This window comes from Frigoribacterium sp. CFBP 8759 (assembly GCF_014841655.1).
Classification (GTDB): domain Bacteria; phylum Actinomycetota; class Actinomycetes; order Actinomycetales; family Microbacteriaceae; genus Frigoribacterium.
Genome location: NZ_JACYUH010000002.1, coordinates 238,667 through 253,951, shown reverse-complemented (window position 1 = coordinate 253,951; position 15,285 = coordinate 238,667). Strand labels below are relative to the sequence as shown.

Here is a 15,285-nt window from a genome sequence, read left to right as displayed (position 1 = left end):
CACGGTAATCCCTGTGAGTCGTCCCGCCGAGGACCGGCCGTTTGCGCTTAAGGTGGTGGAGGTGGGCGTCGCAGCCCACGCACTGATCAACAATCAACGGAGAGTGGGCGATCGGCTGTGTCAAGCCACGTGACCGGTACAACTGACGACGGCGCTGCAGCCGAGTTCGGGGCCAACGAGTGGCTCGTCGACGAGCTCTACGAGCAGTGGGTGGTCGACAAGAACTCGGTCGACGAGTCGTGGTGGCCGATCCTCGAGGCCTACACGCCGCCCGAGGGCGGATCAGCCCCCACGTCGCCCTCCGCACCGTCCGTCGAGACCGCACCCGCGCCTCCTGCGTCGTCCGCTGCCGCTCCGGCCGCTGAGGCGACCGCACCCGCCGCCGCTGCGACCGCCGGCCAGAAGGCCGCCGCGCGCACCACCTCGATCGAGCCGGCGGCGAAGCCGATCCCGGCCCAGGTGCCCGACAAGGCCAAGGCGAAGCCCGCCTCGGCCGGCGAGCAGCCCACGCCCGAGGCCGAGAACGTGGTCTCGCCGCTGCGCGGCATGGCCAAGTCCCTCGCCACCAACATGGACGCCAGCCTCACCGTGCCCACCGCGACGAGCGTCCGCACGATCCCGGCGAAGCTGATGATCGACAACCGCATCGTCATCAACAACCACCTCAAGCGCGCCCGCGGCGGCAAGGTGTCGTTCACCCACCTGATCGGTTGGGCCCTGGTCCAGGCCCTCAAGGAGTTCCCCAGCCAGAACGTCTTCTACGACGAGGTCGACGGCAAGCCGTCGGTCGTCACCCCCGCGCACGTCAACCTCGGCCTCGCGATCGACATCCCGAAGCCCGACGGCACCCGTGCCCTGCTCGTTCCCGGCATCAAGAAGGCCGAAGAAATGCACTTCGGCGAGTTCTTGACCGCCTACGAGGACATCGTCAAGCGCGCCCGCGACAACAAGCTCGCCGCGGCGGACTTCCAGGGCAACACGATCTCGCTGACCAATCCCGGCGGCATCGGCACCGTCCACAGCGTGCCCCGCCTGATGAAGGGCGCGGGCGCCATCATCGGTGCCGGTGCACTCGACTACCCGGCCGAGTTCCAGGGATCGGCCTCGAAGACGCTCGTCGAACTGGGCATCGGCAAGACCATCACGCTCACCAGCACCTACGACCACCGGGTCATCCAGGGCGCGGGCTCAGGCGAGTTCCTCAAGAAGGTGCACGAGCTGCTGATCGGTCAGCGCGGCTTCTACGAGGACATCTTCGCGGCGCTGCGCATCCCCTACGAGCCGATCCACTGGAACGCCGACATCAACGTCAACCTGGCCGAGCGCGTCAGCAAGACGGCCCGCGTCCAAGAGCTGATCAACAGCTACCGCGTGCGCGGCCACCTGATGGCCGACATCGACCCGCTCGAGTACCGCCAGCGCACGCACCCCGACCTCGCGATCGAGAGCCACGGGCTCACCTTCTGGGACCTCGACCGCGAGTTCGTCACCGGTGGCCTGGGCGGCCGTACCCACGCCCTCTTGCGCGACATCCTCGGCATCCTGCGCGACTCGTACTGCCGCACCATCGGCGTCGAGTACATGCACATCCAAGATCCTGCGCAGCGCAAATGGATCCAGGACCACCTCGAGGTGCCCTACACGAAGCCCTCGCACGACGAGCAGATGCGCATCCTCGCGAAGCTCAACGAGGCCGAGGCCTTCGAGACCTTCCTGCAGACGAAGTACGTCGGCCAGAAGCGCTTCAGCCTCGAGGGCGGCGAGTCCACCATCTCGCTGCTCGACACGGTCATGCAGCACGCCGCCCGCGAAGGCCTCGACGAGGTCGCCATCGGCATGGCCCACCGCGGCCGTCTCAACGTGCTGACGAACATCGCCGGCAAGACCTACGGTCAGATCTTCCGCGAGTTCGAGGGCACGCAAGACCCGAAGACGGTCCAGGGCTCGGGCGACGTCAAGTACCACCTCGGCACCGAGGGCGAGTTCACGAGTGCCGTCGGCGAGACCATCCCCGTGTACCTGGCGGCGAACCCGTCGCACCTCGAGGCCGGCGACGGCGTGCTCGAGGGCATCGTGCGCGCCAAGCAGGACCGCGGCACGCCAGGAGCCTTCAGCACGTTGCCGATCCTGATCCACGGTGACGCGGCCATGGCCGGCCAGGGCGTCGTGGTCGAGACGCTGCAGATGTCGCAGCTGCGCGGTTACCGCGTCGGCGGCACCATCCACATCGTCATCAACAACCAGGTGGGCTTCACCACCCCGCCGTCCGAGTCGCGCACGTCGGTGTACTCGACCGACGTCGCGAAGACGATCCAGGCTCCGATCTTCCACGTGAACGGCGACGACCCCGAGGCCGTGGCCCGCGTCGCCGAGCTCGCGTTCTCGTACCGTCAGCAGTTCAAGCGCGACATCGTCATCGACCTCGTGTGCTACCGCCGACGCGGTCACAACGAGGGAGACGACCCCTCGATGACCCAGCCGCTGATGTACAACCTCATCGAGCAGAAGCGCTCGGTGCGCACCCTCTACACCGAGGCCCTCGTCGGCCGGGGCGACATCACGCAAGACGAGTACGACGGGGCGCACCGGGACTTCCAGGAGCGCCTCGAGCGCGCCTTCGCCGAGACGCACGCCGCGCAGACAGGGTCGATCCCCGTCGTGACGAACGACGACGGCGACGTCGCCGACCTCGAGCGTCCCGTGGCCCAGCAGGACGACGCCCGGGGCGAACCCGAGACCACGGGGGTGTCGCTCGAGCTCGTCCACGACATCGGTGACGCCCACGACAACCCGCCGGCCGGGTTCTCGGTCCACCCCAAGCTGCAGCAGTTGCTCAAGAAGCGCGTCGACATGAGCCGCAACGGCGGCATCGACTGGGCCTTCGCCGAGCTGCTCGCCTTCGGCTCGCTGCTCACCGAGGGCACTCCCGTGCGCCTCGCGGGCCAGGACAGCCGACGCGGCACCTTCGTGCAGCGGCACTCGGTGCTGCACGACCGTGAGAACGGCCAGGAGTGGCTGCCGCTGCAGAACGTCGCCGACAACCAGGCGAAGCTCTGGATCTACGACTCGCTGCTCAGCGAGTACGCGGCCATGGCGTTCGAGTACGGCTACTCGGTCGAGCGGGCCGACGCGCTCGTGCTGTGGGAGGCGCAGTTCGGCGACTTCAGCAACGGCGCCCAGACGGTCATCGACGAGTTCATCTCGTCGGCCGAGCAGAAGTGGGGTCAGCGCTCGAGCGTCGTGCTGTTGCTGCCGCACGGCTACGAGGGGCAGGGCCCCGACCACTCGTCCGCCCGCATGGAACGCTTCCTGCAGCTCTGCGCCGAGGACAACATGACGATCGCGCGGCCGTCGACGCCCGCCTCGTACTTCCACCTGTTGCGTCGTCAGGCCTACGCCCGCCCGCGTCGTCCGCTCGTGGTCTTCACCCCGAAGGCCATGCTGCGGTTGCGTGGCGCGACCAGCGGGGTCGACGCCTTCACCTCGGGTCGCTTCGAGCCGGTGCTCGACTGCACTAGGGTCTCCGAGCCCGAGTCGACCAAGCGCGTCGTGCTGCACAGCGGCAAGATCCACTACGACCTCTCGACCGAGCTCGACAAGCGAGGCGTGCAGAACGACGTCGCGCTCGTCCGCCTCGAGCAGCTCTACCCGCTGCCCCTCGACGAGATCCGCCGCGTGCTCGACCGCTACCCGTCCGCCGAACTCGTCTGGGCGCAAGAAGAGCCCGAGAACCAGGGGGCCTGGCCGTTCGTCGTGCTCGAGCTGCAGAAGCACCTCGACCGACAGATCCGCGTCGCGTCGCGTCCTGCGTCGGCCTCGCCGGCCGCCGGCTCGAACAAGGCGAGCGCTGCGCAGCAGGCGACCCTGATCGCCGAGGCGCTCGACCTGTAGGCGGCTATCCGACCGACCGTGGCCGCGCCTCCATCAGGAGGCGCGGCCACGGTCGTCTCGCGGGTCCCACCCTCCGGTCTCCCGCCGCCCGGCGCGGCCCCGGCCCCGGCCACCGCCTCCCGGCGCCCGCCCCCGGCCTCCACCTCCCGTCGCCTCTCCCCTGCCTCCCGTCTCGCGTCTCGTCTGCCGCCTCCCGTCTCCCGCCTCCCGCACGTCGCCGACCTCGCGCGTCGTCAACTCAGGAGAAACGTGCCCGCCGGGGTCTGTCCAGGGCGGCACGGCGGCAAGAGTCCTGACTTGCCGACGCGGATCGATGCGGAACCGCGGGACGGGCCGGCGGACGGCACGTACATCGGCCCGGGCCGGTCTCGGGTTCGAGTCCGCGCCGCACAGTCGGCAACTCCGGATTCCTGCCGCCGCAGCGCGTGCAAGAACCCCGATGTGCGACCGTTCTCCGGAGTTGCCGACACATGCGTGCGACGAACGGCACCCGCATCGACACCGGCACCCGGCCCGGCACCGCACCGGCACCGGCATCGGCATCGGCATCGGCATCGGCACCGCACCGCACCGCACCGGCACTGATGGTCGACCGGCGAGCACAGCCCTGTCGACGGTCGGCAAGTCAGGACTCCTGCGTGCGCAGCACCCCTCCAGCCGCGTCAGGACGACACCAGCCAGGAGTTGCCGACGCACCAGGCACAACGCTTTCTCCGCGACACCGCTGGCCGCGGAAGCAGTCGGCACCGCGGGGAAGGACCGCGCCTCATGGCTGGGCCAGCGGCGGGACGGCGTGGCCAAGCATCGGGACGGCACGGCCTGCGGCGGGGCGGGACGGCCTGCGGCGGGGCGGCACGGCCTGAGGCGGGACGGTTAGCACCGGACGACGCGGCCATCGGCGGGTCGCCGCGGCCAGCACCGGGAGGGCGGTCAGCGTCAGGAGGAGACGGGACCTCCGCGCTCAGACGAGCTTCGAGTAGCGGACGCCGGCCTCGTGGTAGCCGCGCTTGCGGTAGAAACGGTTGGCCGAGTCGGTCGCGGCGGCCGAGACGGCGTTGAGCACGCGCGCCTGGTGACCCCGCGCCCAAGTCTCGAAGTGCCCCAGCAGGTACGAGCCGACGCCGTCGCGGCGGGCCTCGGCCGACACGACGAGCAGCAGCAGCTCGGCCGTCGGCGCGTCGTCGTTGTACGCCCACACGACGTGACCGCCGGCCACGGCCGTGATGCGCCCGTCGTCGCCGCGGACGACCCACGTCTCGTGCCCCGCGTCGGCCGTGAGCCGGGTCAGGCGTGCGGACAGGACGTCCGCGTCGAGCGTGTAACCGAGCAGGCCGATCAACGACACGAGGTCGTCGAGGTCGCTGGCGGTCGGGATGCCGAGGGGCTGCACCGTTGCGGTCATGCCACGACGCTAGCGCAGCCGTTCGTCATGTGACGACCGGCCGGGCACGGAGCGCGACGACTAGCGGTGGGCGGACTGCAGCTCGCGCAAGCGCGCCAACACGGTCGCACGCAGGTCTTCGGGTGCAGTCTCGCGGCAGGCCCGCTGGACGGCCTCGGTCAGCACGACGCCGACCTTGTGCTCGCCCGAGCAGTCGCCGCAGTGCGCCATGTGCTCGCGGATGTCGGCCGCGTCCTCGCGGCACAACTCGTTGTGCAGGTAATCTTCGAGCTCGGCCTTGGCCTTGGTGCAACCACAGTCGGTCATTTCTTTCCGCCCTTCGACGAGCCGACGGGAACGGCGATGCCACGATCGCGTGCGTAGTCGGCGAGGAGTTCACGGAGCAGGCGACGGCCGCGGTGCAGGCGGCTCATCACGGTGCCCACGGGGGTCTTCATGATGTCGGCGATCTCTTGGTACGAGAAGCCTTCGACGTCCGCGAAGTACACGGCCATGCGGAAGTCTTCGGGGACCTTCTGCAGGGCGTCCTTCACGGCGCTGTCGGGGAGGTGGTCGATCGCCTCGGCCTCGGCCGAGCGGGTCGAGCCGGAGGCGCGGGTCGCCGACTCGGCGCCGCCCATCTGCCAGTCTTCCAACTCGTCGATCGTGCCCTGGTACGGGTCGCGCTGCTTCTTGCGGTACGTGTTGATGAACGTGTTGGTCTGGATGCGGTAGAGCCAGGCCTTGAGGTTGGTGCCCTGCTGGAACTGCGCGAACGCCGCGTAGGCCTTGACGAACGTCTCTTGCACGAGGTCGCTCGCGTCGGCCGGGTTGCGCGTCATGCGCATGCCCGCGGCGTAGAGCTGGTCCATGAACGGCAGAGCCTGTTCTTCGAACAGGGCGCGCTTCTCGGAGTCGGCGTCGACCGCCTCGAGGGCGGCGTCGACGTCGGCCTCGGTCGGTTCGACGGCGGCGGTCGGTGTGGGCTCGTGGCCCTCGGGGGTGCTCATCAGGGCCGATTCTAGTTCGGCGACGGTGATTTCCCTCGGTGCGAGTGCGACAGGCACAGGTCCTCCAGGTTCTTGCTGCATTACTGTGGTGAACCGATGCAGGTGTACAGGTATTCCGGGCCCGAGTTCTCTCCCTACGGCGACGGGAAGGTTCCCGAGGTCGACGAGGGGCGCTGGGTCGCGCCCACCGCCTCCGGGCCGTTGCGCGCCTCCTCGTCCCTGCCCGGGTCGAAGTCCCTGACGAACCGCGAACTCGTGCTGTCGGCGCTCGCCTCGTCGCCGTCGACGCTGCGGCTGCCGCTGCACTCCCGCGACACGGCGCTCATGATCGAGGCGCTCAAGGCCCTGGGCACGACGGTCGCCGAGTTCCCGAACGACTCCCCCTTCGGCCCCGACCTGGTCGTCACGCCCGGCGAGCTGCAGGGCGGCGCGACGATCGACTGCGGCCTGGCCGGCACGGTCATGCGCTTCCTGCCCCCGGTCGCCGCACTCGCCCTCGGACCGGTCACCTTCGACGGCGACGCCGGAGCCCGCAAGCGCCCCATGCGCACGACGATCGACGCCCTGCGCTCCCTCGGCGTCGAGGTGAACGACGACGGCCGGGGCGCGCTGCCCTTCAGCCTCTACGGCACCGGCGAGGTCGAGGGCGGCAACGTCGAGATCGACGCGTCGGCCTCGAGCCAGTTCGTCTCGGGGCTGCTGCTGTCGGCCCCGCGCTTCGAGCGCGGCCTCACCCTGACCCACACCGGCGAACGCCTGCCGAGCCTGCCCCACATCGAGATGACGATCGACGCGCTCGCCCAGCGCGGGGTCGAGGTCGCCTCGCCCGCCGTCGGCACCTGGATCGTGCCGCCGACGCCGATCGCAGGGCGCGAGGTCGTCATCGAACCCGACCTGTCGAACGCGGCGCCGTTCCTCGTGGCCGCCCTGGTCGCGGGCGGCACCGTGTCCATCCCGCACTGGCCCGCCGACACGACCCAGGTCGGGGCCGACCTCATCGAGCTGCTGCCGCTCTGGGGTGCGTCCGTCACGCTCGACGGCGACACCCTCACCGTCGACGGCGGCGTGGGCCTCGTCGGCGGCGGCTCGCTGCCCGGCGTGGACGTCGACCTGTCCCGCGGTGGCGAGCTCGCACCGGCGCTGGTCGCCCTCGCCGCCCTCGCGTCGGGCCCGAGCACGATCACCGGCATCGGCCACCTGCGCGGCCACGAGACCGACCGCCTCGCGGCCCTCGCCGCCGAGATCAACGCCCTCGGAGGCGCGGTGACCGAACTCGAGGACGGCCTGCGCATCGAACCGTCCCCGCTTCACGCGGGCCAGTGGCGCACCTACGAGGACCACCGCATGGCGACGGCGGCGGCGATCATCGGCCTCGCGGTCGAGGGGGTCGAGCTCGACGACGTCCGGGTCGTCGGCAAGACGCTGCCGCAGTTCGTCGAGTTGTGGGACGAGATGCTCGGCCGGTCCGTCCGCCAGAGCCCCGCCGACATCGACCTGCTCGGCTTCCTCTAGGCGCCGGGCCGACGACGATGAGCGGGGCACGGCGCAGGACGAGCGGGGCACGGTCGACGATGGGCGAGGCACGATGAGCTGGTGGAGCGACGGCGACGACGCGGAGGACGAGGGCGACTACGCCCAGTACGACGAGAGCTCGGTGCGGGTGCGCCCGAACCCCAAGGGCAACAAGCCGCGCACCAAGCAGCGCCCGGCCTACGCGAACGCCGAGGAAGGCGTCGTCTGGACGGTCGACCGTGGCCGCTACGGCGTGCTGATGGACGCCGGCACCCCCGACGAACGCGAGATCACGACGGCGCGGGCCCGCGAGCTCGGCAAGAAGAGCGTCGTGACCGGTGACCGCGTCGGCGTCGTCGGGGACACGAGCGGCTCCGAGGGGTCGCTCGCCCGCATCGTCAAGGTGCACGACCGCTCGACCCTGCTGAGGCGCAGTGCCGACGACAGCGACGCCGTCGAGCGCGTCATCGTCGCCAACGCCGACCAGATGCTGATCGTCGTGGCCGCTGCCGACCCCGAGCCCCGGCCCCGCCTGGTCGACCGCTACATGGTGGCGGCGTTCGACGCGGGGGTCGAACCGATCCTCTGCATCACCAAGACCGACCTCGCCGACCCGGCACCGTTCGCGGCGCACTTCTCGTGCTTCGACCTGCGCATCGTCACGACGACCTCGACCTCGTTCGACGAGGTCGCACCCGGCGGGCAGGTCTCCCCCGCGCTCGACGAGCTGCGCGGCGTCCTCGACGGCCACGTGACCGTCACGGTCGGCCACTCGGGCGTCGGCAAGTCGACCCTCGTCAACGCCCTGACCGGGTCGCGTCGCGAGGTGGGCGTGGTCAACGCGGTCACCGGTCGCGGACGGCACACCTCGTCGTCGACCGTGTCGTTCAAGGTGCCGACCGGCGGCTGGATCGTCGACACCCCCGGCGTGCGGTCGTTCGGTCTCGGGCACGTCGACCCCGAGAACATCCTCAAGTCGTTCGCGGCGCACGCGATCCCGGCCGAGGGCGAGCCGGTCGACGGCATCCCGCTGGCCGAGGCCCACGACTGGGAGATCGTCGACCGCATCGAGGCCGGCGAACTCGGCGACGTCGGCCGCGAACGGCTCGAGTCGCTGCAGTCGCTGCTCGCGTCCAAGGGCGGCGTGAGCGCGCGCGACCTCGCGGCCGCGGCCGACGACGCCCGCAGCGACGAACTCGGCTAGCTCGCCGCCACGTCGCACCGCGCTCGGTCGCTCGGCGTCGGCCGATCCGCGCTGGGGCCGACCGCGCGACATCGCACCGCGTTTCGTGCAACACACCTGGACTAGTCGCGGTGCCGTGCACGAAACGCGGTGCAGTGAGGTGCAGGGCGGGCCGGGACGGCGGTGCAGTGAGGCGCGGGGCGGACCGGGGGCAGCGGTGCGGTGGGTGCAGGAGGCGCGGGCCGGGTCGGCGGACAGGGCGCGGTCGAGCAGGGCGGGCTGGGTACGCTGACGGGGTGACCGATGCTGCCGAGCCGACCCGCGCCTCCTCGTCCGACCGATCCACCGGGACGCCCTGGGCGGACGACCTGGCGCTCGCCCTCGAGCTGGCCGACCTGGCCGACGCGATCAGCACCGAGCGGTACCGGTCGGCCGACCTGCACGTGTCGCTCAAGCCCGACCGCTCGCACGTGACCGACGCCGACCAGGCCGTCGAGCGGGCGATCCGCGACCGGGTCGCCGCCGCGCGGCCCGCCGACACCTTCTACGGCGAGGAGTACGGCCACGACGCTCCCTCGCACCGCCAGTGGGTGGTCGACCCGATCGACGGCACGGCGAACTTCCTGCGCGGGGTGCCGGTCTGGGCGGCGTTGATCTCGCTCGTCGTCGACGGGGTGCCCGTGGTGGGCGTGGTCAGTGCTCCCGCGCTCGGCCGGCGCTGGTGGGCGACGCAGGGCGGCGGGGCGTTCTCGACCGAGCACGACGGGCCGTTGCGGGTGTCGGGCGTGCGCGACCTGGCCGACGCGTCCCTGAGCTTCAACGGACTCGAGTACTGGATCGACGCCGGGCGCCTGCCGCAGCTGCTCGACCTGACGAGCCGGGTCTGGCGGACGCGGGCGTACGGCGACTTCTGGTCGTACATGCTCGTCGCCGAGGGCGCGCTCGACGTCGCGGGCGAGTTCGACCTGCAGCCCTACGACATGGCCGCCGTGGCGGTCGTCGTCGAGGAGGCCGGCGGACGATTCACCAGTGCCGACGGCCGGCCGGGCCCCTGGCACGGCACCGCGATGGCGACGAACGGACTGCTGCACGAGAGCGTCCTCGGGGTCGTGGCCGCGCCTCCTGCCTGATCGGCACCGGCGGACGAGGTTCATCCCTGCGACGGAGGGCGACTCAGCCCTGCGCTTATGTTCACGCAACGTGCGGACGGCTTGACTGATCACACGACGTCACCGGCTCCGCACAGGGGCACCGAGCAGCTCGGGCAGGGTCGTCAGGGGCCCGGCCGCCCGTGTCCCTGCACGGGCGGCCGGGCCTCGCCAACCGCGTCACCGACCGCGTCGCCAACCGCGTCACCAGCCGACCGAAAGGCCCATCATGTTCGTCACGCCCGCCGTCTCCGTCTCCGCCACCACCAGCACGGTCGCCGGCTCGATCGACCCCGCGTCGATCGCCCTGCCGACCACGCGTCAGGTCGACGTCACGAGCTACGTCGTCGAGGCCTTCGCCCGCCTCTGACCCGACCGTCACCCGGCGGCTCGCCTCCTGACGATCCGCCACGATCCGCCGCCCGACGGTCCGACGGCCCGGGAGGCGCGGCCCCCGAGGAGGCGCGGGTCGCCTCCCCGACAGCGGTCGCCGGCTACGAGGCCGCGGCCCCCTCGCCCACGCGCCCCTTCTTGCGGGCGCGCAGGTCCATCAGCCCGAGCACGAGCGCCACGGCCACCAGGGCGATCGTGACGAAGAAGCCGTTGCGGTAGGCCTCGTGGTAGACGTCGAGGTTCGCCCCGTCCGCTCCCCCGGAGCCGGCGATGACCGAGTAGAACGTCGAGACCGCCGCCGCCGTGCCGATGGCCGTGCCGGCCCGCTGACCGACCTGCCCCATCGAGCCGGCGACGCCGCCCATCTCGACGGGCACCTCGGCCAGCGTCAGCGTCTGGTTCGGCGAGATGACGAAGCCACCGCCGGTGCCGGCGATCAGCATGCCGACGCCCATGGCGTAGGGAGTGATGTCGCGCGGGGTGAGCACGGCCGCGAGCAGCAGGGCGACGAAGCCCACCGCGACCAGGATCAGCCCGAGGACGACCAGGCTGCGACCGAACCGGTCGACGAGGCGTCCGCCGTAGAACGCCGCGACGGCACTGGTCAGGGCGAACGGGATGGTGACCATGCCGGCGTAGACGGGTTCGAGGCCGAGCCCCTGCTGCAGGTACAGGGTCGTCAGCAGGAAGGTCGCGGGCAGGGCGCAGAAGTAGACCGTCGCGATCAGGGTGCCGTTGCGGTACGACGCGAGCGAGAACAGGCTGAAGTGCACGACGGGCGACTTGCCCCGGGCCTTGTAGCGCTGCTCCCACCAGACGAACGCGGCGCCGAAGCCGACGAAACCGATCAGGAAGAGCCAGCGCAGCGGGTCGTCGCCCTGTCCGGTGGTCAGCACGAACGGCAGCATCAGGGTGAAGATCGTCAGGCCGAGCAGCACGATGCCGAACAGGTCGAGCTCGTTGTGGCCGTTGGGGGCCGTCCGCGTCTTCGGCAGCAGCTTCAGGGCGAAGAAGATGGCGATCAGGCCGAGGGGGATGTTCATCCAGAACAGCAGGCGCCAACCGTCCTGCGGGCCGCCGATGGCGATGAGCAGGCCGCCGAGGGTCGGGCCGAACGCCGTGCTGACGCCGATGATGGCGCCGAAGAAGCCGAACGCGCGACCGCGCTCCTTGCCCTGGAAGAGCTGCTGGATGAGCCCGAGCACCTGCGGCATCTGGATGCCGGCGGCGACGCCCTGCAGGATGCGCGCGGCGACGAGCAACTCGATGGTCGGCGCGAGGGCGCAGAGCAGGCTCGCGACGGTGAAGGAGGTCAGGCCGATGACGAACATCATGCGGCGCGACTTGAGGTCGCCGAGACGGCCGGACGGCACGAGCGAGAGGCCGAAGGCGAGCGCGTAGCCGGCGACGATCAGCTGCAGGGCGGTGGGGCCGGCGCCGAGCGACGCCTCGATGCTGGGCAGGCCGACGTTGACCTTCGACAGGTCGAGGATCGTCAGGGCGGCGACGCCGACGCAGACGGCGAAGGCCCGCCACTTCTGGCGTTCCTCGTCGGAGCGGGCGGCGCGGCCGGAGGCGGGGCGGGCGGCGTCGGCGCCTCCCGGGGCAGGGGTGTCGGATGTCTTCGTCATGGGATCGTTCCGTCATACACCGTGCACGGCCTGCAACGACGCGGGTGCCTGCGGAACGCGAGGGGCGCGGGTGCGCCGACCCGCGCCTCCCGGGCTCCGACGGTCGAGGGGACCGAGAGCCGAGGAGGCGCGGGTGGCGACGACGGTCAGGCCGCCTTGATCAGGCCGTTCGGGTTGAGGACGTACTTCGTGGCCGCGCCCTGGTCGAACTCGGCGTAGCCGCGCGGGGCGTCCTCGAGGCTGATCGCCTGGGCGTGGACGTTCTTCGCGATGCTCGTGCGGTCGTGGAGGATCGCCATCATCAGCTGCCGGTTGTACTTCATCACCGGGCACTGGCCCGTGGTGAACGACAACGACTTGGCCCAGCCGGTGCCGAGGCTGAGCGACAGCGAGCCCTTCTGCGCGGCGGCGTCGATGCCGCCCGGGTCGCCGGTGACGTAGAGCCCCGGGATGCCCATGGCGCCTCCGGCCGCGGTGATGTCCATCAGCGAGTTCAGCACGGTGGCCGGTGCTTCCTCGCCCGAACCGCCTCCGTGGCCCTTGGCCTCGAAGCCGACCGCGTCGACGGCGCAGTCGACGAGGGGTTCGCCGAGGATCTGGTCGATCTGCTCGCCCGGTTCGCCCTTGGTCAGGTCGACGGTCTCGCAGCCGAAGCTGCGCGCCTGGGCGAGGCGGTCGGCGTTCATGTCGCCGACGATGACGACGCTGGCACCGAGCAGCAGGGCTCCGGTGGCGGCGGCGAGGCCGACGGGGCCGGCTCCGGCGACGTAGACGGTCGAGCCGACCTCGACGCCCGCGGTGACGGCACCGTGGAAGCCGGTCGGGAAGATGTCGGACAGCATCGCCAGGTCGAGGATCTTCTCCATGGCCTGGTCGGCGTCGGGGAACTTGAGGAGGTTCCAGTCGGCGTAGGGCACGAGCACGTACTCGGCCTGGCCGCCGACCCAGCCGCCCATGTCGACGTAGCCGTAGGCGCTGCCGGGGCGGTCGGGGTTGACGTTGAGGCAGATGCCGGTCTTGCGTTCCTTGCAGTTGCGGCACCGGCCGCAGGCGATGTTGAACGGCACCGAGACGATGTCGCCGACCTTGATGAACTCGACGTCGGGGCCGACCTCGACGACCTCGCCGGTGATCTCGTGGCCGAGCACGAGGTTCGTCGGGGCGGTCGTGCGGCCGCGGACCATGTGCTGGTCGGAACCGCAGATGTTGGTGGCGACCGTGCGCAGGATCGCGCCGTGGTTGACCTTGCGCCCGACGTTGGCCGGGTTGACGCCGGGGCCGTCCTTGAGCTCGAAGGTCGGGTAGTCGACGTCGATGACCTCGACCTGGCCGGGGCCCTTGTAGGCGACCGCGTGATTCGTTGCCATGGTGATCCTCCTTGATCACGAGCGAGCACGGGACGTGCCCGTCGTCGGCAGGCTATTGCGCGGGTCGGGCGGTGCGCCCGAATCACAGCCAGCGTTCAGGCGGACGATCAGCGACGGGTGTCGCGGTACGGCCCGCTGCACCCCCGTTCGGGGGCCACTTCGCCGGATCGGGCAACATATGTACCCCGTCTGGCCGTCCCGTGTGTGAGTATTGGTCACGGCGCAGAGTCGCGGGGAGCCATCAGGGTGCCGGGAGGCATGGTTCGTGCGACGACTGCCGGGGTGCCTGCCGCGGTGCCCGCACCCGATCAGGACAGGACCTCAGCCACGTGGAACTCCGTGACTACATCCGCATTCTCCGCAAGGGCTGGATCTTCATCGCCGCCCTCACGCTCGTCGGCCTCGCCGCCGGGGCGCTGAGCTCGATCCTGGCCACGCCGACCTACGTGTCGTCGACCCGGCTGTTCGTCTCGGTGCAGGCGCAGGACTCGTCGACCACGGTCGACGCTGTGCAGGGCAGCAGTGCGGCCCAGCAGAAGGTCCGGTCGTACGTCGACGTCGTGACGAGCGACGCGGTGCTCGACCCGGTCATCGACCAGCTCGGCCTCGACACCACGGCCGCGGGCCTCGCCTCGAAGATCACGGCCGAGTCGCCCCTGAACACCGTCTTGATCAACATCACGGTCACCGACACCGACGCCCAGCGCGCCGCCGACGTCGCCAACGCGGTGGGCGCCTCCCTCACGGACGTCGTCGTCAACGAGCTCGAGACGCCGACCGGTGGAGGCGCGAGCCTGGTCAAGATCGCGACGATCGTCCCCGGGTCGGTCGCCTCGGCCCCCTCGACCCCGCGCACCACGCTGAACCTCGGCCTGGGCCTCCTGATCGGCCTCGCCCTGGGCGTCGGAGCGGCCGTGCTGCGCAGCACCCTCGACACCCGCATCCACGGCTCGCACGACGTCGAGCTCGTCACCGACGCGCCGATCGTCGGTGGCATCAGCTACGACCCCGGTGCGAAGAAGCACCCGCTGATCGTGCACGTCGACCCGCGCAACCCGCGCGCCGAGTCGTTCCGCACCCTGCGGACCAACCTGCAGTTCGTCAACGTCGAGTCGGCCAGCCGCTGCTTCGTCGTCACCTCGTCGCTGCCCGGCGAGGGCAAGACGACCACGACGGCCAACCTCGCGGTGGCCCTCGCCGAGACCGGTGCCACGGTGGCCGTCGTCGACGGCGACCTCCGCCTGCCCCGCCTCGCCGACACCCTCGGGCTCGAGGGCGTCGTCGGCCTGACCGACGTGTTGATCGGTCGGGCCGACCTCCAGGACGTCCTGCAGCCCTGGGGCCGCGGCACGATGTACGTGCTGCCGGCCGGTCGCGTTCCCCCGAACCCGAGCGAGCTGCTCGGCTCGAAGGCGATGTCGTCGCTGATCGAGTCGCTGACGACGTCGTTCGACTACGTGCTGATCGACGCGCCTCCCCTGCTGCCGGTGACCGACGCGGCCATCCTCAGTAAGCTGACCGGTGGGGCGATCGTCGTGTCGGCCGCGGGCCGCACGACCCGCAACGAGCTGCAGTCCGCGCTGCGCAACCTCGAGCACATCGGCAGCAAGGTGCACGGCATCGTGCTGACCATGCTGCCGACGAAGGGGCCGGACGCCTACGGTTACGGCAACTACGGGGCGTACTACGGCATGGAGCAGGACGCCCCCGAGGCGGGCGTCGGCGACCTGCCCGTGGCCCCGAAGACGAGCTCGCGCTCGGCGAAGTAG

The 15,285-nt window shown here is 70.9% G+C and carries 11 protein-coding genes; 6 read left to right on the top strand and 5 right to left on the bottom strand.

The window, feature by feature from the left end:
- The first annotated feature begins 117 nt into the window (after positions 1–117).
- Entirely contained in the window at positions 118–3,891 is a 3,774-nt protein-coding gene (locus IFT79_RS06465) for a multifunctional oxoglutarate decarboxylase/oxoglutarate dehydrogenase thiamine pyrophosphate-binding subunit/dihydrolipoyllysine-residue succinyltransferase subunit (RefSeq protein ID WP_192123317.1), read from the top strand.
- A 961-nt stretch (positions 3,892–4,852) separates the two neighbouring features.
- Here the strand turns inward: IFT79_RS06465 and IFT79_RS06460 are convergent.
- The 3 genes from IFT79_RS06460 to IFT79_RS06450 are packed head-to-tail and all read right to left on the bottom strand — an operon-like array spanning position 4,853 to position 6,282.
- Positions 4,853–5,293: a GNAT family N-acetyltransferase gene (locus tag IFT79_RS06460; RefSeq protein ID WP_192123315.1), complete on the bottom strand. Its 441-nt coding sequence runs from the start codon at positions 5,291–5,293 to the stop codon at positions 4,853–4,855.
- Positions 5,294–5,353: 60 nt separating this feature from the next.
- Positions 5,354–5,599, bottom strand: a complete 246-nt coding sequence (locus IFT79_RS06455; RefSeq protein WP_192123314.1) for a zf-HC2 domain-containing protein — start codon at positions 5,597–5,599, stop codon at positions 5,354–5,356.
- The gene (locus IFT79_RS06450; protein WP_192123312.1) at positions 5,596–6,282 is read right to left on the bottom strand and encodes a sigma-70 family RNA polymerase sigma factor; all 687 of its coding nucleotides are present in this window, start codon (positions 6,280–6,282) and stop codon (positions 5,596–5,598) included. Before IFT79_RS06450 ends, IFT79_RS06455 begins: the two co-directional genes overlap by 4 nt.
- Before the next feature lie 96 nt (positions 6,283–6,378).
- Between IFT79_RS06450 and aroA the strand changes: the two genes are divergently transcribed.
- From aroA to IFT79_RS06430, 4 genes are all read left to right on the top strand, one after another.
- Entirely contained in the window at positions 6,379–7,794 is a 1,416-nt protein-coding gene (aroA, locus tag IFT79_RS06445) for a 3-phosphoshikimate 1-carboxyvinyltransferase (RefSeq protein ID WP_192123309.1), read from the top strand.
- A gap of 73 nt (positions 7,795–7,867) precedes the next feature.
- On the top strand, positions 7,868–8,998 hold the full coding sequence (gene rsgA, locus IFT79_RS06440) for a ribosome small subunit-dependent GTPase A (RefSeq protein WP_123570299.1): 1,131 nt from the start codon (positions 7,868–7,870) through the stop codon (positions 8,996–8,998).
- Between the two features lie 347 nt (positions 8,999–9,345).
- Positions 9,346–10,107, top strand: coding sequence for an inositol monophosphatase family protein (locus IFT79_RS06435; protein WP_199859560.1), 762 nt, complete (start codon positions 9,346–9,348; stop codon positions 10,105–10,107).
- Positions 10,108–10,354: 247 nt separating this feature from the next.
- A complete protein-coding gene (locus IFT79_RS06430; RefSeq protein WP_157485316.1) occupies positions 10,355–10,495 on the top strand; it encodes a hypothetical protein in 141 nt (46 codons plus the stop codon).
- 124 nt (positions 10,496–10,619) lie between these two features.
- Here the strand turns inward: IFT79_RS06430 and IFT79_RS06425 are convergent, their stop codons facing one another.
- Both IFT79_RS06425 and fdhA read right to left on the bottom strand, forming a co-directional pair.
- Entirely contained in the window at positions 10,620–12,149 is a 1,530-nt protein-coding gene (locus IFT79_RS06425; RefSeq protein WP_192123306.1) for an MFS transporter, read from the bottom strand.
- Between the two features lie 146 nt (positions 12,150–12,295).
- Positions 12,296–13,516 (bottom strand): formaldehyde dehydrogenase, glutathione-independent, encoded by a 1,221-nt coding sequence (gene fdhA, locus IFT79_RS06420; protein WP_056046055.1) that lies wholly within the window; start codon positions 13,514–13,516, stop codon positions 12,296–12,298.
- 329 nt (positions 13,517–13,845) lie between these two features.
- Between fdhA and IFT79_RS06415 the strand changes: the two genes are divergently transcribed.
- Entirely contained in the window at positions 13,846–15,285 is a 1,440-nt protein-coding gene (locus IFT79_RS06415) for a polysaccharide biosynthesis tyrosine autokinase (RefSeq protein ID WP_056046057.1), read from the top strand.